The sequence below is a fragment of the Jejuibacter sp. L23 genome, assembly GCF_050815825.1.
GTDB classification, from domain to species: domain Bacteria; phylum Pseudomonadota; class Gammaproteobacteria; order Enterobacterales; family Enterobacteriaceae; genus Jejubacter; species Jejubacter calystegiae.
The window spans coordinates 1848183-1870900 of record NZ_CP138199.1; the positions used below are offsets into that span (position 1 = coordinate 1848183).

20 protein-coding genes are annotated in these 22718 nt (G+C 58.4%); 7 read left to right on the forward strand and 13 right to left on the reverse strand.

Annotated elements, in window-relative coordinates:
* Positions 1-127 precede the first annotated feature (127 nt).
* On the reverse strand, positions 128-643 hold the full coding sequence (locus tag SCU88_RS08555) for a lipoprotein (RefSeq protein WP_175339746.1): 516 nt from the start codon (positions 641-643) through the stop codon (positions 128-130).
* A 136-nt stretch (positions 644-779) separates the two neighbouring features.
* Between SCU88_RS08555 and SCU88_RS08560 the strand changes: the two genes are divergently transcribed.
* The gene (locus tag SCU88_RS08560; RefSeq protein WP_175339747.1) at positions 780-1103 is read left to right on the forward strand and encodes a heavy metal-binding domain-containing protein; all 324 of its coding nucleotides are present in this window, start codon (positions 780-782) and stop codon (positions 1101-1103) included.
* Positions 1100-1936: an N-acetylmuramoyl-L-alanine amidase gene (locus SCU88_RS08565; RefSeq protein WP_138096584.1), complete on the forward strand. Its 837-nt coding sequence runs from the start codon at positions 1100-1102 to the stop codon at positions 1934-1936. Before SCU88_RS08560 ends, SCU88_RS08565 begins: the two co-directional genes overlap by 4 nt.
* Before the next feature lie 3 nt (positions 1937-1939).
* Here the strand turns inward: SCU88_RS08565 and SCU88_RS08570 are convergent, their stop codons facing one another.
* The 8 genes from SCU88_RS08570 to aqpZ all read right to left on the reverse strand — a co-directional run bounded on the left by SCU88_RS08570 (position 1940) and on the right by aqpZ (position 11891).
* A complete protein-coding gene (locus tag SCU88_RS08570; RefSeq protein ID WP_175339748.1) occupies positions 1940-2953 on the reverse strand; it encodes an SDR family NAD(P)-dependent oxidoreductase in 1014 nt (337 codons plus the stop codon).
* An 81-nt stretch (positions 2954-3034) separates the two neighbouring features.
* Positions 3035-4492, reverse strand: coding sequence for a DUF2867 domain-containing protein (locus SCU88_RS08575; RefSeq protein WP_175339749.1), 1458 nt, complete (start codon positions 4490-4492; stop codon positions 3035-3037).
* 13 nt (positions 4493-4505) lie between these two features.
* A complete protein-coding gene (gene ltaE, locus SCU88_RS08580) occupies positions 4506-5507 on the reverse strand; it encodes a low-specificity L-threonine aldolase (protein ID WP_175339750.1) in 1002 nt (333 codons plus the stop codon).
* Between the two features lie 41 nt (positions 5508-5548).
* Positions 5549-7267, reverse strand: a complete 1719-nt coding sequence (poxB, locus tag SCU88_RS08585) for a ubiquinone-dependent pyruvate dehydrogenase (RefSeq protein ID WP_175339751.1) — start codon at positions 7265-7267, stop codon at positions 5549-5551.
* A 115-nt stretch (positions 7268-7382) separates the two neighbouring features.
* Complete coding sequence (hcr, locus tag SCU88_RS08590; protein WP_175339752.1) at positions 7383-8351, reverse strand: NADH oxidoreductase; 969 nt, start codon at positions 8349-8351, stop codon at positions 7383-7385.
* Between the two features lie 14 nt (positions 8352-8365).
* Positions 8366-10021, reverse strand: a complete 1656-nt coding sequence (gene hcp, locus SCU88_RS08595; protein WP_138096590.1) for a hydroxylamine reductase — start codon at positions 10019-10021, stop codon at positions 8366-8368.
* Positions 10022-10164: 143 nt separating this feature from the next.
* Complete coding sequence (locus SCU88_RS08600) at positions 10165-11064, reverse strand: LysO family transporter (protein WP_175339753.1); 900 nt, start codon at positions 11062-11064, stop codon at positions 10165-10167.
* Positions 11065-11195: 131 nt separating this feature from the next.
* Complete coding sequence (gene aqpZ / locus SCU88_RS08605) at positions 11196-11891, reverse strand: aquaporin Z (protein WP_138096592.1); 696 nt, start codon at positions 11889-11891, stop codon at positions 11196-11198.
* Positions 11892-12313: 422 nt separating this feature from the next.
* On the opposite strand from aqpZ, the gene SCU88_RS08610 reads away from it, so the two are divergent.
* Positions 12314-13972 carry a DUF2813 domain-containing protein gene (locus SCU88_RS08610; RefSeq protein ID WP_175339754.1) on the forward strand — a complete coding sequence of 553 codons (1659 nt, stop codon included), beginning with the start codon at positions 12314-12316 and terminating at the stop codon, positions 13970-13972.
* Here the strand turns inward: SCU88_RS08610 and SCU88_RS08615 are convergent.
* The gene (locus SCU88_RS08615) at positions 13969-14934 is read right to left on the reverse strand and encodes a DUF535 family protein (RefSeq protein ID WP_175339755.1); all 966 of its coding nucleotides are present in this window, start codon (positions 14932-14934) and stop codon (positions 13969-13971) included. The genes SCU88_RS08610 and SCU88_RS08615 overlap by 4 nt on opposite strands.
* Before the next feature lie 164 nt (positions 14935-15098).
* On the opposite strand from SCU88_RS08615, the gene macA reads away from it, so the two are divergent.
* Positions 15099-16208: a macrolide transporter subunit MacA gene (gene macA / locus SCU88_RS08620; RefSeq protein ID WP_431810112.1), complete on the forward strand. Its 1110-nt coding sequence runs from the start codon at positions 15099-15101 to the stop codon at positions 16206-16208.
* Complete coding sequence (macB, locus tag SCU88_RS08625) at positions 16205-18142, forward strand: macrolide ABC transporter ATP-binding protein/permease MacB (protein WP_175339756.1); 1938 nt, start codon at positions 16205-16207, stop codon at positions 18140-18142. The genes macA and macB overlap by 4 nt, the downstream gene beginning before the upstream one ends.
* A gap of 86 nt (positions 18143-18228) precedes the next feature.
* Here macB and cspD read toward each other — a convergent pair whose 3' ends face one another.
* Positions 18229-18450, reverse strand: a complete 222-nt coding sequence (gene cspD / locus SCU88_RS08630) for a cold shock-like protein CspD (RefSeq protein ID WP_138096596.1) — start codon at positions 18448-18450, stop codon at positions 18229-18231.
* 322 nt (positions 18451-18772) lie between these two features.
* Between cspD and clpS the strand changes: the two genes are divergently transcribed.
* Entirely contained in the window at positions 18773-19093 is a 321-nt protein-coding gene (clpS, locus tag SCU88_RS08635) for an ATP-dependent Clp protease adapter ClpS (RefSeq protein ID WP_175339757.1), read from the forward strand.
* Between the two features lie 29 nt (positions 19094-19122).
* Complete coding sequence (clpA, locus tag SCU88_RS08640; RefSeq protein ID WP_175339758.1) at positions 19123-21399, forward strand: ATP-dependent Clp protease ATP-binding subunit ClpA; 2277 nt, start codon at positions 19123-19125, stop codon at positions 21397-21399.
* 99 nt (positions 21400-21498) lie between these two features.
* Here the strand turns inward: clpA and infA are convergent, their stop codons facing one another.
* On the reverse strand, positions 21499-21717 hold the full coding sequence (gene infA, locus SCU88_RS08645; protein ID WP_002211347.1) for a translation initiation factor IF-1: 219 nt from the start codon (positions 21715-21717) through the stop codon (positions 21499-21501).
* A 273-nt stretch (positions 21718-21990) separates the two neighbouring features.
* Complete coding sequence (gene aat, locus SCU88_RS08650) at positions 21991-22695, reverse strand: leucyl/phenylalanyl-tRNA--protein transferase (protein WP_138096599.1); 705 nt, start codon at positions 22693-22695, stop codon at positions 21991-21993.
* Between the last annotated feature and the right edge of the window lie 23 nt (positions 22696-22718).

Here is a 22718-nt window from a genome sequence, read left to right on the forward strand (position 1 = left end):
CCGGATATGGCTTAAACATAGCACAAAATATCGGAGCGGGCTGAAGGTAAGAATAAATACGGGCAATCAGGGTAAATGCCAGATTTTTCTTGTGGTTTTTACCTTTCAGCCCGTAGGAAATGGGGGATTAACGATGCTCCAGCATCTGGCTCAGGGTGCCGGTGGGGGCGTTGCTGTTTTCGCTGGTGTAACGAATATCGTCCACTGTCCAGCACTGGCCTTCGCGCACCATCAGGATTTCATCCTGCCACTGCCGGTCGCCTTTGGTCAGATTGACGCGCAGCGGTATATTACGGGCATCGGTGTTCAGAATGCGGGAGGCGCTGGCGACATCGGCGTTGTCGATACCGTTAGCATTGCTGGAGAACAGGTCGCCGTTGGCAGGCTGGGTGGTGCGGCTCTTCGCCTGAAGCTGCTGCCACAGGGAATCGCTCAGATAAGGGCGCAGGCCCGCCAGATCGGTCGCACTCTGGCCCGGATGCGCGATACGGTAGTCGTAAAACTGCTGTGCGACGCTGTCAGGGCCACCATCGATGCAGGGGCCGCTGCGGGTGCCGATATCCTTGTAGGCCGGCGTGACGGTCGTACAGGCGCTAAGCAGTAGCGCACAGGGCGCAATGAGAGTCAGAACTGAGCTACGCATTATGATTTCCTTATATTTCTCAGGAGAGCTACATTACAGTTGGTAATAATGGGCTTTAGCATAGCGTATTACGGGCTAAAATGCGCCAGCAGGCAAGGGCTAAGGCATTGATCGCCAAACACAGAGGAGTCACCATATGCAGTTTTCCACCACCCCCACCCTGGAAGGGCAGGCTATTGTTGAGTATTGCGGCGTGGTCACCGGGGAAGCCATCCTGGGGGCCAACGTGTTCCGCGACTTTTTCGCCGGGATTCGCGACATCGTCGGCGGCCGCTCCGGTGCCTATGAAAAAGAGCTACGCAAGGCGCGTGAAATAGCGTTTAAAGAGCTGGAAGAGCAGGCGGAATCGCTGGGAGCCGATGCGGTGGTCGGTATCGATATCGACTATGAAACCGTGGGCAAAGACAGCAGCATGCTGATGGTCAGCGTCAGCGGCACGGCGGTGAAGACCCGGCGATGAGGCGTATTTTTTGGCTGGCGCTGGTTCTGCTGCTGGCAGGCTGCGCCAGCGATGAAGGGATTGTCGATCGCAGCGAATATCAGGTGGATACCCGCTATCCGGCGCTGAACGCCTGGCCGCGGGTGCGGGTGCTGGTCATTCACTACACCGCCGGAGATTTTGAGCGCTCCCTGACCACGCTACGCGGCAGGGACGTCAGCGCCCACTATCTGATTGCGCGCCAGCCCGAGAAACATCACGGTAAGCCGCTGGTCTATCAACTGGTGCCGGAAGAGAAGCTCGCCTGGCATGCCGGGCAGAGCTACTGGCGCGGCGCCACCCGCATTAATGATACCTCCGTCGGCATCGAGCTGGAAAACCACGGCTGGCATCGTACCGCTACCGGCCGCCATTTCGAGCCGTTCGACCAGGCGCAGATCGCTACGCTGATTCCGCTGGCCCGGGATATTATTCAACGTCACGGCATCACGCCGGAAAATGTGGTGGCCCATTCCGATGTGGCACCCCAGCGTAAGGACGATCCGGGGCCGCTGTTCCCGTGGCGTGAACTGGCGCAGGCGGGCATTGGTGCCTGGCCGGACGCCGATCGGGTCACTTTCTATCTGGGGGGCCGCCATCCGACCCAGCCGGTGAATCAGACGGCGTTGCTTAATCTGCTCGCGCGTTACGGTTACGAAGTGGGGAACGATATGACCCAGGCTCAGAAGCGGCGGGTGATTATGGCGTTTCAGATGCACTTCCGTCCCGAACGCTACGACGGCCACGCCGATGCCGAAACCCAGGCCATTGCCGAAGCGTTGCTGGAGAAATACGGGATGGGATATTCCCACTAAACGTCAGGGACGATGCAGCTTACCGTGGTCCCGCAGCCAGGCCGCGGTACGTTCTATACCTTCATCCAGCGTGATGATGGGCTTATAGCCCAGTTCGTCCCTGGCGCGTTGGGTATCCAGCGTGAAGTCGAAATTGAGTTTGGCGACGCCGTAGTGAGTCAGGGAAGGTTCGGCCTCTTTATGACCAAAGCGCTCCATGCTACGCGCCACCATATCCAGCATCAGCCAGGGAACGGAGCGAATTTTGCAGCGCAGCCCCAGCTCATCAATCAGTTTCTGTACCGTCATATGCAGCGGGCGCGGCTCCAGATTGGTGATGTTCCAGGCGCGGCCCGAAGGCAGGCGATCGTTCTCGGGCTGGCTGACCAGCCACATGGCATGCACCGCATTTTCCTGATAGGTCATATCCACCAGCGCTTCGCCACCGCGCGGCAGGAGTACGCAGCCGTAGTGGCGCACCATCTGAATCAGACGCGGGAAGAAGACCGTATCATGGGGGCCGAACAGACTTTGGGGGCGCAGGATAGCGAAGCGGGTCTGGGGATTGGCCCGGGCCAGTTGCTGAATCACCTCTTCGCCTTCCGCCTTGCTGCGCGCCAGATCGTTGGCGTAGCGGCGTGGGCGATACTCTTCCGTAATATCGCGATGGTGATGGTAGTCGAAGTAGAGCGACGGCGAGGAGATATGGACGAAAGTACGCACGCCCCATGCCACCGCCCATTCACCCAGACGGCGGGTGGCACGCACGTTAGCCAGATCGAACTCCTGAGGCGATCCCCAGGGGGAGATGAAATCGGAGCAGTGCCATAGCACGTCAATGCCGGCCAGCATCGCTTTGGCCTGAGAGGAAACCAGCTCGGTCATATCCGCATGGATAAATTCCGCGCCCATCTTCTGCAGCAGTTTGCCCATGGCGGCATTATGGCCGGTGGCCGTCACGCTGACGCCGCGCTGGCGTAAATATTCGACCGCGTTACGCCCCAGTCCGCTGGTGGCGCCCGTGACCAGTACTTTCATGTCAATTCACTGTCGCGTTGGCTGTTATCGCGGGCATTCTTTCGTGATTCCTCTCGGGTTGCAATGGCAAAGCGCCGATATTCAGCGTTCTCTCGGACGATCGCTCAGGCTCTGTTCAGCCAGATGGGTAATACGTCGCGCCATGCCGCGAAAAATAAACAGATGCGCCGGAATCATCGCCAGCCAGTAGAGCAGGCCAGGCGTACCGTGGGGATGCCAGAAAGCGCGGACATCCAGGGTGCGATATTCCCCGATATCGCGCAGGGTGAAGCTCAGCCGCCCCAGTCCCGGCGCCTTCATACCGAACAGCAGCGTCAGCTCCTTTTCTGGCTCGACGACAATCACCCGCCAGCTATCCACCTTATCGCCCGGGCGTAACCAGTGGCGCTCCGGGCGGCCTTTATCCAGGCGGTGACCCACCAGTAGATCCAGGGCGCCTCGGGTCTGCCACAGAATATTGGCGAAGAAATAGCGCTGCTGGCCGCCAATACCGTTGACCACATCCCATAAGGCGCTCAGGGGAGCGGGGGTTTTGACGGTATGGCCTGCCTGCTTGGGATAGTAGCCGTATTCCGGGCGCCAGCGGGCGAAAGCCTGAGGGGCGTGTCCCCAGCCAGGGGAGTCGACCAGCTTTTTCTCCTCCTCCAGGGTTTGACGTACCGCCTCATCGAAGCCGATAAGCGGTTGGGGAATCAGTGCCCGCAGCGCGCGATCGTCCGCCAGCAGATCGTGGCGCAGCCCCTGGATCAGCGCCCGGGCGATAGACGGCGGCACTGAAGTGATCATACTCAGGAACCAGACCGAGACCCAGCGGGTGGGAAAGGGGACCGGAATCAGCGGTCGGTGGCAGCCGCTGATGGCCATAAATCGCTCGAACTGCTGCTGATAGCTCATGACTTCGGGGCCTGCGGCCTCGAACAGGCGGTGCTCCTCCGCCGGGTGTTCCAGAAAGCCTTGCAGATAGACCAGCAAATTTTCCAGCGCGATGGGCGTGGTACGTGATCGTACCCAGCGCGGCGGCGTCAGTACCGGCAGGTTGTAGATCATATCGCGCATCACTTCGAAGGCGGCGGAACCGGCGCCGATAATAATCCCGGCGCGCAGTTCGGTGACCGGCACGTCCGATTCGCGCAGTATATCGGCGGTTACCTGCCGGGCCCGCAGGTGGGAGGAGCTGAGATCGCCATCGGGGGCCTGTAGCGAACTAAGATAGATGACCTGGCGCACCGACTGGCCGCGTAGCGCATCGCGCAGATTCAGGGCCGCCCGGCGCTCGCGGGCGATAAAATCCGAACCGTCGCCCATGCTGTGCACCAGATAGTAGATCGTTTCTACGCCATCCAGCAGCCCGTGTAGCGTTTCCGGACGCAGTAAATCTACCGCCCGGCATTCAACACCAGACCAGGGCTGTTTTTCCAGCCAGTCCAGACGGCGCGCGGCAGCGATAACCGGGTAACCGATCTGCGCCAGTCTGGGGACCAGGCGCTGGCCGATATAGCCGCTGGCGCCGAGTATCAGGATCTTACCTGGGCTATTCATCCCCTTACTTTCCTTAGCCTTGCAGGAAGGCGCGCCAGTGGCTGACGACGGTTTCCAGTTGCTGGCGACTGACGTCAATATGCGTCACCAGACGGGTAACCGGCGCGGCGTTAATAAGTACGTCGCGGCGAGCCATAAATTCGCCCAGCTGCGGCGCGGTGCCTTCCGGCAGCCGGACGAACAGCATATTGGTGTCCTGACGGGTCACGTCGGCGCCAGTTTCGCGCAGGGCTTCGGCCAGCCAGGCGGCATTGGCGTGGTCGTCCGCCAGTCGTGCCACATTATTCTGCAATGCCCATAGGCCGCCTGCGGCCAGGATTCCGGCCTGACGCAGTCCGCCGCCGGCCATCTTACGCCAGCGCAGAGCGCGCTTGATAAAGTCGCGATTGCCCAGCAGCAGCGAGCCCACCGGCGCCCCCAGCCCTTTGGACAGGCAGAGGGTGAAGCTGTCGCAGTAGCGCGCCACTTCATCCAGCTCACAGCCGTATTCCACTATGGCGTTAAACAGTCGGGCGCCGTCCATATGCAGCCCCAGGCCGCGCTCGCGGGTAAACTGCCAGGCATCGCGCAGGTACGCCTGCGGCAGCACTTTACCGTTGTGAGTATTTTCCAGACTGAGCAGCCGGGTGCGGGCAAAGTGAACGTCATCAGCCTTGATGACCGAGGCGACTTTGTCCAGCGGTAGGGTGCCGTCGCGGGCGGCGTCGATGGGCTGGGGCTGAATGCTGCCCAGCACCGCGGCGCCGCCCGCCTCGAAAAGGTAGTTGTGGGCCTGCTGGCCCACAATATATTCATCGCCACGCTGACAGTGACTGAGCAGCGCTACCAGGTTGGCCTGGGTGCCGGAAGGCAGGAACAGGGCGGCCTCTTTACCGGCCAGGCGCGCCGCGTATTCCTGCAACTGATTCACGGTGGGATCGTCGCCGTAGACATCGTCTCCGACGGCGGCGTTCATCATCTGTTCCAGCATGGCGCGCCCCGGGCGCGTTACGGTATCACTGCGTAGGTCAATCATGGCGACTCCTTGCTCGGTATTACTGAAGGTAATAGGTTGTTTTACCTGAACCAGTTGGTTTTCGCCAGTTCGACCACCTCATCGCCGCGGCCGCTGATGATGGCGCGCAGCATGTACAGACTGAAGCCCTTCGCCTGTTCCAGTTTGATCTGGGGCGGAATCGCCAGCTCCTCTTTGGCGACGGTGACGTCCACCAGTACCGGCCCGTCGGTATTAAATGCCTTCTCCAGTGCGGCATCCAGCTCGCTGGCTTTTTCCACCCGAATACCGCTAATACCGCAGGCCTCGGCGATGCGGGCAAAGTTGGTGCTGCTGAGTTCGGTTCCATCGGTCAGATAGCCTCCGGCCTTCATCTCCATTGCTACAAAGCCCAGCACGCTGTTGTTGAATACCACAATCTTGATCGGCAGCTTCATCTGGACCACCGACAGGAAATCGCCCATCAGCATGCTAAAACCGCCGTCTCCGCACATCGCCACTACCTGACGTTCCGGCTCCGTCGCCTTTGCGCCCAGTGCCTGAGGCATGGCGTTAGCCATTGAGCCATGGTTAAAGGAGCCCAGCAGGCGACGTTTTCCGTTCATTTCCAGATAGCGGGCTGCCCAGACGGTGGGGGTGCCGACATCGCAGGTGAAGATGGCGTCCTGGTGGGCCAGCTGGCTGATTCGCTGGGCCAGATACTGGGGATGAATCGCCTTATCGCTGGGTTTGGCGAGCTCATCCAGCCCCTTACGGGCCTCTTTATAGTCTGCCAGCGCTTTGTCGAGGAACGACCGATCCTGCTTATCTTCCAGCAGTGGCAGCAGGGACTGCAATGTGGATTGCATATCGCCCACCAGCGCCATGTCCACTTTGCTGTGGGCGCCGATACTGGCCGGGTTGATATCTATCTGAATGATTCGCGCATTGCTGGGGTAGAAGGCGCGATAGGGGAACCGGGTGCCGAGCAGAATCAGGGTATCGGCATTCATCATGGTGTGAAAGCCGGAAGAGAAGCCGATAAGACCGGTCATCCCCACGTCATAGGGGTTATCGTACTCCACGTGCTCTTTGCCGCGCAGGGCATGGACGATGGGCGATTTCAGCTTACCGGCGAACTCCAGCAATTCACTGTGCGCTCCGGCGCAGCCGCTACCGCACATCAATGCGATATTACTGGCGCCGTTCAGCACTTCGGCCAGTTTTTCCAGCTCCGATTTGCGCGGCACCACCTGGGGCAACGGGGCGGGATACCAGTGTGTACTGGCCCCTTCCGGCGCGGGTTGCAGCGCGACGTCTCCGGGCAGAACCACAACCGCCACGCCGCGCTTTAGCGTGGCTTCACGCAGGGCGATAGCCAGCACCTGAGGGATCTGTTCCGGACTGGACACCAGTTCACAGTAGTGGCTGCACTCCCGGAACAGCTCCTGAGGATGAGTTTCCTGGAAGTAACCGCTGCCTATCTCGCTGGAAGGAATATGGGCGGCAATCGCCAGTACCGGTACCTGGTTGCGCTGGCAGTCGAACAGTCCGTTGATCAGGTGCAGGTTGCCTGGGCCGCAGGAGCCAGCGCAGACCGCCAGTTCGTCGGTTAACTGCGCTTCCGCACCCGCGGCGAAGGCGGCGACCTCTTCGTGACGGGTGGGCATCCATTGAATAGTTCCCATGCGGTTAAGGCTGTCGCTCAGCCCGTTAAGGGAGTCTCCGGTTACGCCCCAGATACGCTTTATCCCTACCTGTTCCAGCGTCCTGGCAATGTAGGTGGCCACGGTCTGTTTCATCACATCTCCTTTGTTTTATTTCGATAAGATGCGATCAAGCTTAGACGATGAGTGAAGACAGGGACTGTTCAGAAAGTGCCGCCTCCGGAAGGAGGCGGCATGGGGGAAGTGAAAATCAGGCGAGGACCAGATCGCCCTGAGGGTGGCAGGAGCAGGCCAGGACGTAACCGTCCGCGATCTCCTGCTCGGTCAGGGTCATGGTGCTGGTGACGCTGTAGTCGCCGGAAACCACTTTGGTTTTGCAGCAGCCGCACACGCCGGCGCGACAGGCGGCGTTGACCGGCACCTTGTTGCTCTCCAGCGCTTCAAGCAGCGTGCTGCCTACTGGCGTATGGAATTCGCGTACCGGCTGCAGGGTGGAGATCTTCAGGCCGCTGGTGACGGGCGCCGCAACGGGGGTGAAGAATTTCTCTTTCCAGAAGCGGGTGACGCCCAGCGCTTTGACTTCCTGCTCCACGAAATCCATGTACGGCGCCGGGCCGCAGGTCATGACGGTGCGGTTAGCGATATCCGGCACGCTGGCCAGCAGCTCGCGGGTCAGACGACCGGGAACGAAGCCGTGGGCCGCGCCCTGTTCCGCCACCAGAGTGACCGGATACTGGCGCCACTCTTCAGCAAAGATCACGTCCTGCGGCGAGCGCACGCTGTAGATCACCTGGACATCGGCCATCGGGCTGTATTTGGCCAGCCAGCGGCGCATCGACATAATCGGCGTCACGCCGCAGCCAGCGGCCAGCAGCAGATAACGACCTGCCGGATGGTTCTGGCAGGTGAACTCGCCCTGGGCTTCGGAAAGCCACAGGTAGTCGCCGCGCTTAACTTCGCGGGTCAGCCAGCCGGAACCGGCTCCGTCGTCGATACGGCGGATGGTCAGGGTAATAAAAAGGCTGACACCCGGCGTGGACGAGAGGGTATAGGCGCGCAGGGTATCGGCCGAGTTGCGGATACTGACCAGCGCGTATTGTCCCGCCTGATAGAGGTAGTCGTCATGGCAGAACAGCGACAGGGTCCAGACGTCTGGCGTCTCCTGCTTAATATGATGTACCTGCATGCGGTACGGACACTGAGAGGTTGGCATCGTCATCTTGTTGCTTCTCCTTACGCCACACCCAGCATCTGCTGCATATCCTGCTCAACGGTGGTAACGGAACGCATACCGAATTTCTCGTTGAGGATAGCCAGCAGGTTCGGGGTCAGGAAGCCCGGCGCCGTCGGCCCGGTCAGGATGTTCTTCACGCCCAGCGACAGCAGGGTCAGCAGAACCACGATAGCCTTCTGTTCGAACCAGGAGAGCACCAGGCTCAGCGGCAGATCGTTCACGCCGCAGCCCAGTTTTTCGGCCAGGGTGACGGCCAGCATAATGGCGGAGTAGGAGTCGTTACACTGACCGGCATCCAGCAGGCGCGGCAGGCCTTCGATGTTGCCGAAGTCCAGCTTGTTAAAGCGATATTTACCGCAGGCCAGCGTCAGGATCAGGCAGTCGTCCGGTACGCTGGTGGCGAAGTCGGTGTAGTAGCTACGCTCGCCGCGAATGCCGTCGCAGCCGCCGATCAGGAAGACGTGGCGCAGTGACTTACGGCCAACCATATCGATCAGGGTATCGGCGGCGCTAAGCAGGGTCTGACGGCCAAAACCGACGGTGATCATGTGCTCGATTTCGCTGTACGGGAAGCCGGACATCTGCTGGGCCTGGGCGATGACCGGGGCAAAATCGTCGCCTTCCAGGTGGTTAACGCCCGGCCAGCCTACGATGCTGCGGGTCCAGATACGGTCGTCATAGCTGCCAACGGTTGGGTCGATGATGCAGTTTGAGGTCATCACGATCGGTCCCGGGAAGCGGGCGAATTCGGTCTGCTGATTCTGCCAGCCGCTGCCGTAGTTACCGACCAGATGTTTGAATTTACGCAGTTCCGGATAGCCGTGGGCGGGCAGCATTTCGCCGTGGGTGTAGACATTGACGCCGGTGCCTTCGGTCTGCTCCAGCAGATTGTAGAGATCGAACAGGTCATGACCGGAGATCAGGATGCACTTACCGGCAACCGGTTTTACGTTAACCTGCGTCGGGGTCGGGTGGCCGTATTTACCGGTTTCACCGGCGTCCAGGATGCTCATGACCTGGAAGTTCATCTGACCGATTTCCATGGAGCATTCCAGCAGGGCGTTCATGTCGGACGGCCAGGTGCCAAGCCAGGACATGATTTTGTGGTACTGGGCATAGATGTCGTTATCGTACTGGCCCAGTACATGGGCGTGTTCCATATAGGCTGCGGCCCCTTTCAGGCCGTAGAGGCACAGCAGGCGCAGACCAAGGATATCTTCGCCGATTTCCGCTTTGTCGCGGTTCGGAGTGAAGTCAGCGGCCTGGCGTTGCAGATCGCCCATGTCGTCGCTGGCAAGCTGCAGGTCGGCCAGCGGATGGTCAACGCTTGCGGCTGCATCAATGGCGCGGGAACGCGCTTTCAGGTCTTCACGCATCGCGATGGCCTGACGGGCGTAGCCGACGATACGGACGGAATCAAAGTTGACGTTGGTCAGGGTGGCGAAGAACGCGCGCGGTGCGAAACTATCCACCTCGTGGTCGATAATGCCCAGCTCACGCGCCTTCAGCGCCCAGGCAGAGAGCCCCTGCAGCGCGGCGATCAGCAGGTCCTGAAGATCGGACGTTTCAGCGGTTTTACCGCACATCCCCTGCGCATAAGAGCAGCCATTACCCGCCGGAGTGCGGATTGTTTGTTCACATTGCACGCAAAACATGATTACACCTTAAAGTTATATTTGATATGCATGTTTAAGGTTATGCTCAGTGACTAAGGGTGAAAAGTGCTTTTTATGGCAATGTGCAGGGAAATTGATTTAGCGCAAATTTAATCCCCCCATCAGGGGGGCGAAGGAAGGATTCAGGCGGCGAACAGCGCCATCATTAGCGGAACCAGCAGGCTAAGCAGGAAGCCGTGGACAATGGCGGCCGGGACCAGTTCTACGCCGCCGCTGCGTTGCAGTACCGGCAGGGTAAAATCCATCGAGGTGGCGCCACACAGCCCCAGCGCCGTTGAGCGGCTACGGCCCACCAGTGCCGGAATCAGAATGATGGCGATAAGCTCACGACCCAGATCGTTAAAGAAGGTGGCGCTGCCGATGACCGGGCCGTATGACTCGGTCATCAGGATGCCGGACAGCGAGTACCAGCCGTAGCCAGAGGCCATCGCCAGCCCGGTTTTTAACGGCAGACCGAGCAGCAGGGCGTTAATGGCACCTGCCAGCAGTGAGCTGACCACCACCACCAGCGCTACCAGAGTGCCCCGGCGGTTAAGCAGAATCTGGCGCAGGGTCATACCGCTGCCGCGCAGCTGTATCCCCACAAGGAGCAACAGCAGGATCAGCGTGTATTCGCTGGCTTCGGTGGCGTGGGTCAGCCACGACCAGCCGCTGAGTCCCAGAATAAAACCGGCGGCGACCACGCCGCACAACTGCAGCGATTCCATCGCCATCTTCAGGCGCGATGGCAGCTTCTGCTGGCGGTGGCGGTGATGCCAGGGCAGAAAACGCTCCAGCATCAGTAATCCGGCGCAGTTGCATAGCAGAATAACCACAATACTGACTGCGGAATAATGAAGGATCGCCAGCAAATTGGCGGAAAGATTATCCAGAAAGGCCAGACTAATTCCCATCAGGAAAAGGATGATATAGACAATCCAGCCCAGCAGCCGGTTAATCCAGACCAGTGCTGCGCGCTGGCGCAGGGGAATAAGGTAACCGATCAGTAACGGCACCAGGATAATGAGCAGCCCGGACAGCATGATAGCCGAATCCCTTCTGTTTATTGGGTAAGCGGCGCAGACAATACACAAATCAATGAAGTGAGTAAAGGAAGAGGCAGGGGCGGACAGAAAGAAGCCCGGCGTTTAGCCGGGCTTCGGGAGAGCGATAATTAGTCGCGTTTTTCCAGCAGGGTGCGATAAATCAGGCCACCCAGGATACCGCCGATAATCGGCATGACCCAGAACAGCCACAGCTGCTGCAGCGCCCAGCCGCCCTGGAAGATGGCGACGGCAGTGCTACGTGCCGGGTTTACGGAAGTGTTGGTAACCGGAATGCTGATCAGGTGAATCAGGGTCAGCGCCAGACCGATGGCGATAGGCGCAAAGCCCGCCGGAGCCAGTTTGTCCGTCGCGCCGTGAATCACAATCAGGAAGCCGCAGGTCAGCACGATTTCAATGACGATGGCCGCCAGCATAGAGTAGTGATCGGGAGAGTGTTCGCCAAAGCCGTTAGAGGCAAAACCGCTGGCTGCCGCATCGAAGCCTGCTTTTCCACTGGCGATAATCCAGAGAATAGCCGCTGCGGCGATACCGCCGATAACCTGAGCGATAATATAGCCAATCACCTCTTTGGCCGGGAAACGACCGCCGGCCCACAGGCCCAGGGTCACCGCCGGGTTAAAATGGCCGCCGGAAATATGGCCAACCGCATAGGCCATGGTTAATACCGTCAGACCAAATGCCAGCGCCACACCGACAAAACCAATCCCTAATTGCGGATAGGCTGCCGCCAGTACCGCACTACCACAGCCACCGAAAACCAACCAAAAGGTTCCGAAGAACTCGGCTGCTAATTTTCTGAACATATTTACCTCTATGTAATTATTCAAAGACGATTGCCGTTCGACTGAAAAATAACGGGCGGCGCTCGCCACCGATCTCGTCATCAGGAAGGTGACGTAGAATCGAGCCGCGTAATTTTAAAAACTTCGTCCTTCCTGAACCAGCGTAATATATCCAGGTTATTTGATTTAAAACAATGCGATTTATTCCTTTGGCCAGGAATCAATGAGGTAAGTATAGAATAGAAACTTTATTGCGCGATATTTCCTGGGGTAAATTCTGAACTTTTCTGAAATACCACAAAAAAATAATGATTACTGTCCACTTAATATCGGGTTTATTCCTGGAAGAAAGGTCTGAGTTATCGCTATTCCCGGGATACCTTAGGTGCAGGCTTATCGCTATACTCCAGTAAAAACAGGCATCAGTGTCATCGGGAGGGAGTATGTTTCTTGAGCGCGTGGAGGTGGTGGGTTTCCGTGGCATTAATCGCCTGTCGCTACACCTGGAACAGGACAACGTCCTGATCGGTGAGAACGCATGGGGGAAGTCCAGCTTGCTGGATGCCCTGACGCTGCTGCTTTCGCCCCGCGATGATCTCTATCATTTTGTCTCTGGCGACTTTCACTTCCCGCCGGGCGAGATGCAGGAACGTGAACGTCACTTGCATATTATCCTGACCTTTCGTTCCTCAATGCCAGGCAGAGTTCCCGGGCGACGCTATCGGGCGCTGGCGCCGGTGTGGGTCACCAGCGACGATGACTACCGGCGTATTTTTTACCGTCTGGAAGGGGAGCTGGCGGGAGACGGTACGGTGATGACCCTGCGCAGTTTTCTTAATTCTCAGGGCGAGCCGATGGCGCTGGGCGATATCGATCGGATAGCGCGTCAGGTGGTACGCCTGAACCCGGTTCTGCGCCTGCGAGATGCGCGTTTCAGCCGTCGGCTACGTGAAGGCAATGTCTCCCGGGAGCCGGAACTGGAAGGCTCCGCCCGTCAGTTTGCCGATCTGGCCCGGGAGCTGGCCTCACGCCCACAGGTACTGACCGATGAACAGCTGCGCCAGGGACTGTCGGCCATGACGCAACTGCTGGAACATTACTTCAGCGAGCAGGGCACCACCCAGGCCCGTGAACGCCTGATGCGTCGTCGCTCTCACGATGAACGCCGCAGCTGGCGCTATCTCGATCTGATTAATCGCATGCTCGACAAGCCTCACAGTCGTAATCAACGCATTATTCTGTTGGGGATGTTTTCCACGCTGCTGCAATCCCGGGGCAGCGTGCGTCTCGATCGTGATGCGCGACCTCTGGTGGTAGTGGAGGATCCGGAAACCCGGCTGCATCCTATTATGTTGTCGGTGGCCTGGCATCTGCTTAATCTGCTGCCGTTACAGAAGATTGCCACCACCAACTCCGGCGAGCTGCTTTCCCTGACGCCGGTGCAGCAGGTCTGTCGACTGGTGCGCGATTCCGGGCGGGTAGCCGCCTGGCGCCTGGGGCCGGATGGAATGAATGCCGAAGACGGTCGCCGTATCGCTTTTCATATTCGACTTAATCGACCCTCTTCGCTGTTTGCCCGCTGCTGGCTACTGGTGGAAGGTGAAACCGAAGTCTGGGTGATGAACGAACTTGCGCGTCAGTGCGGCCACCATTTTGACGCCGAAGGGGTGAAGGTGATTGAGTTTGCCCAGTGTGGCCTGCGTCCGCTGATTAAATTCGCCCGCCGCATGGGGATTGAGTGGCACGTACTGGCGGACGGCGATGAAGCGGGTAAGAAGTATGCCGCCACGGTACGCGGCCTGCTGGATAACGACCGCCGCCGCGAACGCGAGCACCTGACGCAGCTACCGGCCCGCGATCTGGAACACTTTATGTATCGAGAAGGTTTCAGTGAGATCTATCACCGGGTGGCGCAGGTGCCGGATGGCGTGGCGATGAATATGCGCCGGGTGATTACCCGGGCTATTCATCGCTCCTCGAAGCCCGATCTGGCCATCGAGGTCGCGCTGGAGGCCGGGCGCCGCGGCACGGATTCGGTTCCCTCGTTGCTGCGCGGTATGTTTTCGCGGGTGATGTGGCTGGCGCACGGACGGGCCGATTAAGCGTCAGTGGCCATGAAGCTCTGTTCCAGCGCCGCGTTCATGGCGTCGAGCAGGGCATAACGGCGGCGATATTCGGCCCGTTTTTTACTGACTATATCCGCCAGCGGGCGGCGCAGCGTGGTGAGCGGCAGCAGAAAATGGCCTTCCTGCCCGGGCTCGCCCCCCATCTCGCGCCAGAAGGCGTCATAGTCGGCCAGAAAGACGCTGCGCTTGCTCAGGCGATAGCGCCAACTGCGGTAAATATGGGTGTGATTACTGACCGCCAGAATCTGGCGGGCGCCCAGACGCAAAGCTACCTGGCGTGCGGCCTCAAGCACCAGTCGCTTGGGAAACAGCCCATGGCACTGGCGGGTCGCTTTCTGAATATGGCCATGGCCGAGCCGGGCCTTGGCTCCCTGTAAGCCGCCAATAAACAGCGTGGTAATACCGTCCCAGCGGCACAGGGTGAACGTCAACTGCGCCAGCGCGATATCCTGAGAGTCATAGAGCGCTAACGTCGCCTCGCCCTCTTTATCCAAATCACAGTCGGCGCTGAGCGCCAGCCGGTAAGGTTCGCCATCTTTACCTTCCAGCCAGGCCAGGGTCCAGCCCAGGGGCGAAAGATAATCCTGCATTGCCTCTCGGGGCAGGGTGTGATTCATCTGTTGATAGTGAAAGAAAATGGCGTCCAGTACCCGGGATCGCCCCATGCCCGATGCCATCAGCCATGGTCGATGTAACCGGCAGGGAAGGCAGGGTTGGGCCTGTAATAGCGTGTTTGCCTGAGGCAGTTGTGTCAGACCGTTCAGCAGGCGCGCCGTCGCCAGCGGCATCGCCAGCGAGCGCAAAATAAATTTACGACGCCAGCCAGGCTTGCGCCAGGTCGGGCCGGGTTGATAACGGCCCTGGCTCAGAGCCAGGAAGAGTTGCCAGCTGTGTACCGGCGTATCGGCGCTCCGTGAAGAAACTGCAATCTGTGGCATAACTGTTGGATCGTCGTGAGTCAGGGAATAGCGCTATTAAGGCATCGCGTTCCTCAACTTTTATGCAACGGCTGCCAGGCTTTATCATGTAGTGCACCGATGTTGATAAACGGTTTATATTATCGAACTTATTGGTAGTTCTGGCCCGCCATCAGGATGCGATTATGTTTAAGGGAAAAATGAAAAAACGCTATATAGCACTGATACTGCTGCTGGTAATTGGGGGAGTATGGGTATGGAAAACGCTCAATGCGCCAGTACCCCAGTATCAGACGCTAATCGTACGCAAAGGCGAACTACAGCAGAGCGTGCTGGCAACCGGTAAGCTCGATGCGCTCAGCAAGGTGGACGTGGGCGCCCAGGTCAGCGGTCAGCTCAGGACGCTGAAGGTGGACGTAGGCTCCCGGGTTAAGAAGGATCAACTGTTGGGAATCATCGATCCTGAACAGGCGGAAAACCAGATCAAAGAAGTGGAAGCGACCCTGAAAGAGCTGCGGGCCCAGCGCGGTCAGGCCGAGGCCGAAATGCGGCTCTCCCGGGTAACCCTGGCGCGCCAGCGAGAGCTGGCCCGCCGTCAGCTGGTTTCCCGCCAGGATCTGGACAGCGCGCAAACCGACCTGGCCGTGAAGCAGGCGCAGATCGGTACTATCGATGCGCAAATCCAGCGTAATCAGGCCTCTCTGGATACGGCGCGCACCAATCTGGAGTACACCCGTATTCTGGCGCCGATGGCGGGCGAGGTGACTAAGGTAACCACGCAGCAGGGGCAGACGGTTATCGCCGCCCAGCAGGCGCCGAATATCCTGACCCTGGCGGATATGAGCACTATGCTGGTGAATGCTCAGGTTTCCGAAGCGGATGTTATTCACCTGCGCCCGGGACTGAAAGCCTGGTTCACGGTAATGGGCGATCCCCAGACCCGTTACGAAGGGAAGTTAAAGGACATTCTGCCGACCCCGGAGAAAGTCAACGACGCCATTTTCTACAATGCCCGCTTCGAAGTGCCTAACCCGCAGGGGGTGCTGCGCCTGGAGATGACCGCCCAGGTTCATATTCAGCTGAACGGGAAAAGCGATGTTATCGCTATTCCCCAGAGCGCGCTCGGTGAGCCCATCGGCAATAATCGCTTTCGGGTTACGCTGCTGCGTAACGGTGAGACCCGCTCGCGTGAAATTACCATCGGCCAGCGTAACGATACCCAGGTGGAAGTGGTGGATGGCCTGAAAGAGGGCGATGAAGTGGTGACCGGCCGCCGCGAGGGAGACGCCCGATGAGTGCGCTGCTTGAGCTGGAGGATATCCGCCGCAGTTATCCTTCCGGCGAGGGGCGTATTGAAGTCCTGAAGGGGATAACGCTCAGCATCGAAGCCGGTGAGATGGTGGCGATTATGGGGGCATCCGGCTCCGGTAAGTCGACGCTGATGAACATCCTGGGCTGCCTGGATACCCCCAGCGCTGGACATTACCGGGTGGCGGGCGTGGATGTGGCGCAGCTTGATGGCGACCAACTGGCCCGTCTGCGGCGTGAGCATTTCGGTTTTATCTTCCAGCGCTATCATCTGCTGTCGCACCTGAGCGCCAGCCAGAATGTGGAGGTCCCCGCTATCTATGCCGGGACGCCGGTCGCCCAGCGCCAGAAGCGGGCGCGCGAGCTGTTGTCCCGGCTGGGGCTTGAGGAGCGGGTGGATTATCAACCCACTCAGCTTTCCGGCGGCCAGCAGCAGCGCGTCAGTATCGCCAGGGCGTTGATGAATGGCGGCCAGGTGATCCTGGCGGATGAACCCACCGGGGCGCTGGACAGCCACTCCAGCGCGGAAGTGATGGCGACCCTGCGTCAGCTGCGCGATCGCGGCCATACGGTGATTATTGTGACCCACGATCCGGAAGTAGCGGCTCAGGCGGAGCGAATTATCGAGATCCGCGACGGCGAAATTGTCAGTAATCCACCTCCGCTGTCCCGCGAAGCGGCCTCTCGCCCCGAGCCGCATATTCCCGCCAGCGCCTGGCGGTTGCTGCCTGCGTTTCAGGAGTCCCTGCGCATGGCGTGGCTGGCCATGGCGGCCAATAAGATGCGCACGCTGCTGACCATGCTGGGCATCATTATTGGTATCGCCTCTGTGGTTTCTATCGTGGTGGTAGGGGATGCTGCCCAGCAGCGGGTGCTGGCCGATATTCGTTCTATTGGCACCAACACCATCGACGTTTACCCCGGCCGCGATTTCGGTGATGACGATCCCCAGTACCAGCAGTCTCTCAGCTATGACGATATGGTGGCCATCAGTCGCCAGTCGTGGGTCAGTTCCGCCACGCCGTCGGTATCGAAAAACCTGCGGGTACGCTACGGCAGTAAGGATGCCGCCGCCAGCGTTAATGGCGTGAGCAGCCAGTATTTCGATGTTTACGGCATGGGCTTTAGCGAAGGGGGAACCTTCAACCAGGCACAGCTGGACTCCCGCGCTCAGGTGGTGGTGGTTGACAGCAACACCCGGCGCCAGTTGTTTCCCGATCGCGCCAGCGTGTTGGGAGAGGTGATTCTGGTGGGTAATATGCCCGCGACTATTATTGGCGTGGCGGAAGAGAAACAGTCGATGTTTGGCAGCAGCAAAGTGCTGCGGGTCTGGCTTCCCTGGAGCACCATGACCGGACGGGTGACGGGCCAGAGCTGGCTGAATAATATCACCGTGCGGGTGAAAGAAGGCTATCCCAGCGATGAAGCGGAGCGTCAGGTAGCCAGCCTGCTGGAATTGCGCCATGGTAAGCGAGATTTTTTCACTTATAACATGGACGAGCTCTTGAAAACGGCGGAAAGGACCACAGCTACATTACAGCTGTTTCTGACGCTGGTAGCGGTGATTTCGCTGCTGGTGGGCGGTATCGGCGTGATGAACATCATGCTGGTTTCGGTGACTGAACGCACCCGGGAGATTGGCATCCGGATGGCGGTGGGGGCTCGGGCGGGCGATGTACTGCGGCAGTTCCTGATCGAATCGGTGCTGGTTTGTCTGGTCGGCGGGGCGCTGGGCGTCGGGCTGTCGCTATTGATTGCGCTGTTGTTGCAGGTGGCGCTGCCGGACTGGGCACCAGGCTTTTCGCCGCTGGCGCTGATGATGGCGTTTCTGTGCTCGACGTTAACGGGCGTGCTGTTTGGCTGGCTGCCGGCACGGCGGGCGGCGAGGTTAAATCCGGTGGATGCCCTGGCGCGGGAATAAAGGGCCGTTATCTGTAAGGATATAAAAATGCCAGCCGCCCGGGCTGGCATTTTGTTTCGGGGATGTACACAATAAAGTCTTAAGCGTTACGCGACCGCTTCGGCTTCGACAGGCACGATGACGCTGGCATGGTTGCCTTTAGGGCCCTGATGTACATCGAACCGGACGGCTTGCCCGGCTTTGAGCGTCCTGTAACCATCCATCTGGATGGTGGAATAGTGAGCGAAAATATCTTCGCCGCCGCCTTCAGGGCAGATGAACCCAAACCCTTTGGCGTTATTGAACCATTTAACAGTACCCGTTTCCATGCTTCGACATCCTTCATAGCTTTTATATTAAGTAAGATGGAATCAACCGGTGGGTGAGCCCGGGTTGTTCAAAACCTCGCCAACTCACGATTAGACAATGTAGATAAATTCAACACAGGGTCAAGCATCCAGGTGGGAGGAAGACGCAAAAATGCGTCAAAATTTGAAGCAGTTAACGCTATTGGCATTAATGTGACACGGGTCGCGCCTGGCTGCAAAACGCGGAGAAAACCCGGTGGCGTCTGGGCTTCAGGGCACTACACTCCGGCGAAGGGGTAGATGATTTTCTGCCTGAATTTTAACCGAATGATGATGACTGGCGATGGGTAAGACAAACGACTGGTTGGAATTTGACCATCTGGTGGATGAAAAAGCGCGCGAAGCGCTAAAGCCGCCATCTATGTATAAAGTTATATTGGTGAACGACGATTACACGCCAATGGAATTTGTGATTGACGTGCTACAAAAGTTCTTTTCTTATGATGTAGAACGTGCAACGCAACTGATGCTTGCGGTTCACTATCAGGGCAAGGCCATCTGCGGTGTTTTCACCGCTGAGGTGGCGGAAACCAAGGTTGCGATGGTGAACAAATATGCGAAGGAGAATGAGCATCCGTTGCTGTGTACGCTGGAACAGGCCTGAAAAGGCAGACAATTTGAGGGGGGTGCCCTATGCTCAATCAAGAACTGGAACTCAGTTTAAATATGGCTTTCGCCAGAGCGCGCGAGCACCGACATGAGTTTATGACCGTCGAGCATCTGTTGCTGGCGTTACTCAGCAACCCATCGGCCCGGGAGGCGCTGGAAGCCTGCTCCGTGGATCTGGTGGCGCTACGGCAGGAACTCGAAGCCTTCATCGAACAAACCACCCCGGTGCTGCCGGAAAGCGTGGAAGAGCGAGATACCCAGCCGACACTCAGCTTTCAGCGAGTGCTGCAGCGGGCAGTATTCCACGTTCAGTCTTCCGGACGCAGCGAGGTGACTGGCGCCAATGTACTGGTTGCCATCTTTAGCGAGCAGGAGTCCCAGGCGGCCTATCTGCTGCGCAAACACGAAGTCAGCCGTCTCGACGTGGTGAATTTTATTTCGCACGGTACGCGCAAAGACGAACCAAACCAAAGCGGAAACTCAGCGGAGAATCCGGTCAATGATGAGCAGGCAGGCGGGGAGGAGCGCATGGAGAACTTCACCACCAATCTCAATCAGCTTGCCCGGGTGGGCGGTATCGACCCGCTGATCGGCCGTGATAAGGAGCTGGAGCGTACCATCCAGGTGCTGTGCCGCCGCCGTAAGAATAACCCGCTGCTGGTAGGGGAGTCTGGCGTAGGTAAGACCGCCATCGCCGAAGGGCTTGCCTGGCGTATCGTCCAGGGCGATGTGCCGGAAGTCATGGCCGATTGTACGCTCTATTCGCTGGATATTGGTTCGCTGCTGGCTGGCACCAAATATCGTGGCGACTTTGAAAAACGCTTTAAGGCGCTGCTTAAGCAACTGGAGCAGGATAGCAACAGCATCCTGTTTATCGATGAGATTCACACCATCATCGGCGCAGGCGCTGCTTCTGGCGGCCAGGTGGATGCCGCTAACCTGATTAAACCGCTGCTGTCCAGCGGTAGAATTCGGGTGATTGGTTCCACCACCTATCAGGAATTCAGCAATATCTTTGAAAAGGATCGTGCGCTGGCGCGTCGTTTCCAGAAGATCGATATTACTGAGCCGTCCATTGATGAGACGGTGCAGATCCTGACCGGCCTGAAGCCGAAGTACGAAGCTCACCACGATGTGCGCTACACCGCGCGAGCGGTACGGGCCGCTGTGGAGCTGTCGGTGAAATACATCAACGATCGTCACCTGCCGGACAAGGCTATCGATGTGATTGATGAGGCGGGGGCGCGCTGCCGTCTGTTGCCGGTTAGTAAGCGTCGTAAAACCGTGAATGTGGCGGATATCGAGTCGGTCGTGGCCCGCATCGCCAGAGTTCCGGAGAAAAGCATCTCCGCCAGCGACCGCGATACCCTGAAAAATCTGGGTGACCGTCTGAAGATGCTGGTCTTTGGTCAGGACAACGCTATCGAGGCGCTGACCGAGGCGATCAAGATGAGCCGTGCCGGTCTGGGCCACGAACATAAGCCAGTAGGCTCTTTCCTGTTTGCCGGTCCGACCGGGGTCGGGAAAACCGAGGTCACGGTGCAACTCGCCAAATCGCTGGGCATTGAGCTGTTGCGCTTCGATATGTCGGAATATATGGAGCGCCACACCGTCAGTCGTCTGATCGGTGCGCCTCCGGGTTACGTGGGTTACGATCAGGGTGGACTGCTGACCGACGCGGTGATTAAACATCCCCATGCGGTACTGCTGCTCGATGAGATCGAAAAAGCGCATCCGGATGTCTTTAACCTGCTGCTACAGGTAATGGATAACGGGACTCTGACCGATAACAATGGCCGCAAGGCGGATTTCCGCAATGTGGTACTGGTGATGACCACCAACGCCGGGGTGCGTGAAACCGAGCGTAAATCCATCGGCCTGATTCAGCAGGACAACAGTACCGATGCGATGGAGGAGATCAAAAAGATCTTTACGCCGGAGTTTCGCAACCGTCTGGACAACATTATCTGGTTCGAGAGTTTGACGACTGAGGTGATCCACCAGGTAGTCGACAAGTTTATTGTCGAGCTCCAGGCCCAGTTGGATGCGAAAGGCGTTTCGCTGGAAGTGGCGCAGGAAGCCCGCGACTGGCTGGCGGAAAAAGGCTATGACCGTGCCATGGGCGCGCGTCCAATGGCCCGTGTGATTCAGGACAACCTGAAGAAGCCGCTGGCCAACGAGCTGCTGTTCGGTTCGCTGGTGAACGGCGGACAGGTCACGGTAACGCTTAATAAGCCGGAAGACCGGCTGGAATATGATTTCCAGAGCGCACAGAAGCACAAGGCGGAAGCGGCGCACTAAGCGAACGGAAGGCATAAAAAAGGCCGGGCAATGCGCCCGGCCTTTTGTTTTTATTGATAACCTGTCGCGTAACCGTTGGCGCAACAGAGAAGAATTCTGTTAGCGACTACGGAAGACAATGCGGCCTTTGCTCAGGTCGTACGGAGTCAGTTCCACAGTCACTTTGTCACCCGTCAGAATACGGATATAGTTTTTACGCATTTTACCGGAGATATGCGCGGTAACGACGTGACCGTTTTCCAGCTCTACGCGAAACATGGTGTTAGGCAGCGTGTCCAGAACGGTGCCCTGCATTTCAATATTGTCTTCTTTGGCCATCTAATCCTCGGGATATCACTACCATAGTTTGAACCGGCAAGATAATGCCGAAGTTCACCTGTCATGTAAAGAAATTGCGCTCAGCAAAGTCTGTTCTGCCGATGACCCACGTCCAACAGCGCGTTTTTTACGCTGGCGGCAATGAAAGGGGCGGAGTGATAAGCGGTGGGGCGTTACCAGACTGATCCCAAAGAGATGCGGGCAATGGGCAAAGCTTACTCTGCGTTCTGCGACCACAATTATAACATGGAGTGAGGGAAGATGGGCAGAACATTAAATCCTACAGGGCAAAAGTGTCTGGGGAAGCCAGCAGCGCAGGTCCGGTTGTTGTGGATAAAGGTTTTCCAGCAGCCGCAGATAGAGGCTACGGGGGATCTCTTTGGCGCCCAGAGAGGCCGTGTGAGCATTCAGAACCTGGCAGTCGATAAGGCAACCGCCGCGGGCTAAAAAATAGCGACAGAAGTGGAACAGGGCGGTTTTAGAGGCATTTTCCCGGCGGCTGAACATCGACTCACCGCAGAACAGCGCCCCCAGCGCCACGCCATAGAGTCCGCCAACCAGTCGATCGTCCTGCCAGACCTCCACCGAATGGGCATGGCCTAACTGATGTAGCTGCTGCCAGGCCACGCTGACTTCCGGAGTAATCCAGGTGCCTTCTTCGCGTTGGCTGGCGCAGCCGTCGATCACGCCAGCGAAGTCATGGTTCAGCGTTACCCGAAAGTTGGTATGATTTAAAAAGCGGCGAAAGCTGCGGCTGACGTGGAACTCCCGGGGGTCCAGCACGGCTCGCGGATCGGGGGACCACCACAAAATGGGATCCCCTGGCGAATACCAGGGGAAAATGCCGCGTCGGTAGGCCAGCATCAGGCGCGCCGGACTGAGATCGCCGCCCAGCGCCAGCAGGCCGTTGGGTTCGCGTAGCGCCGCTTCCGGCGACGGGAAGTCGAGGATATGGCGGGAAAGCTGAACCAGACGCATAGTCAATAACCTCCGGACCCCAA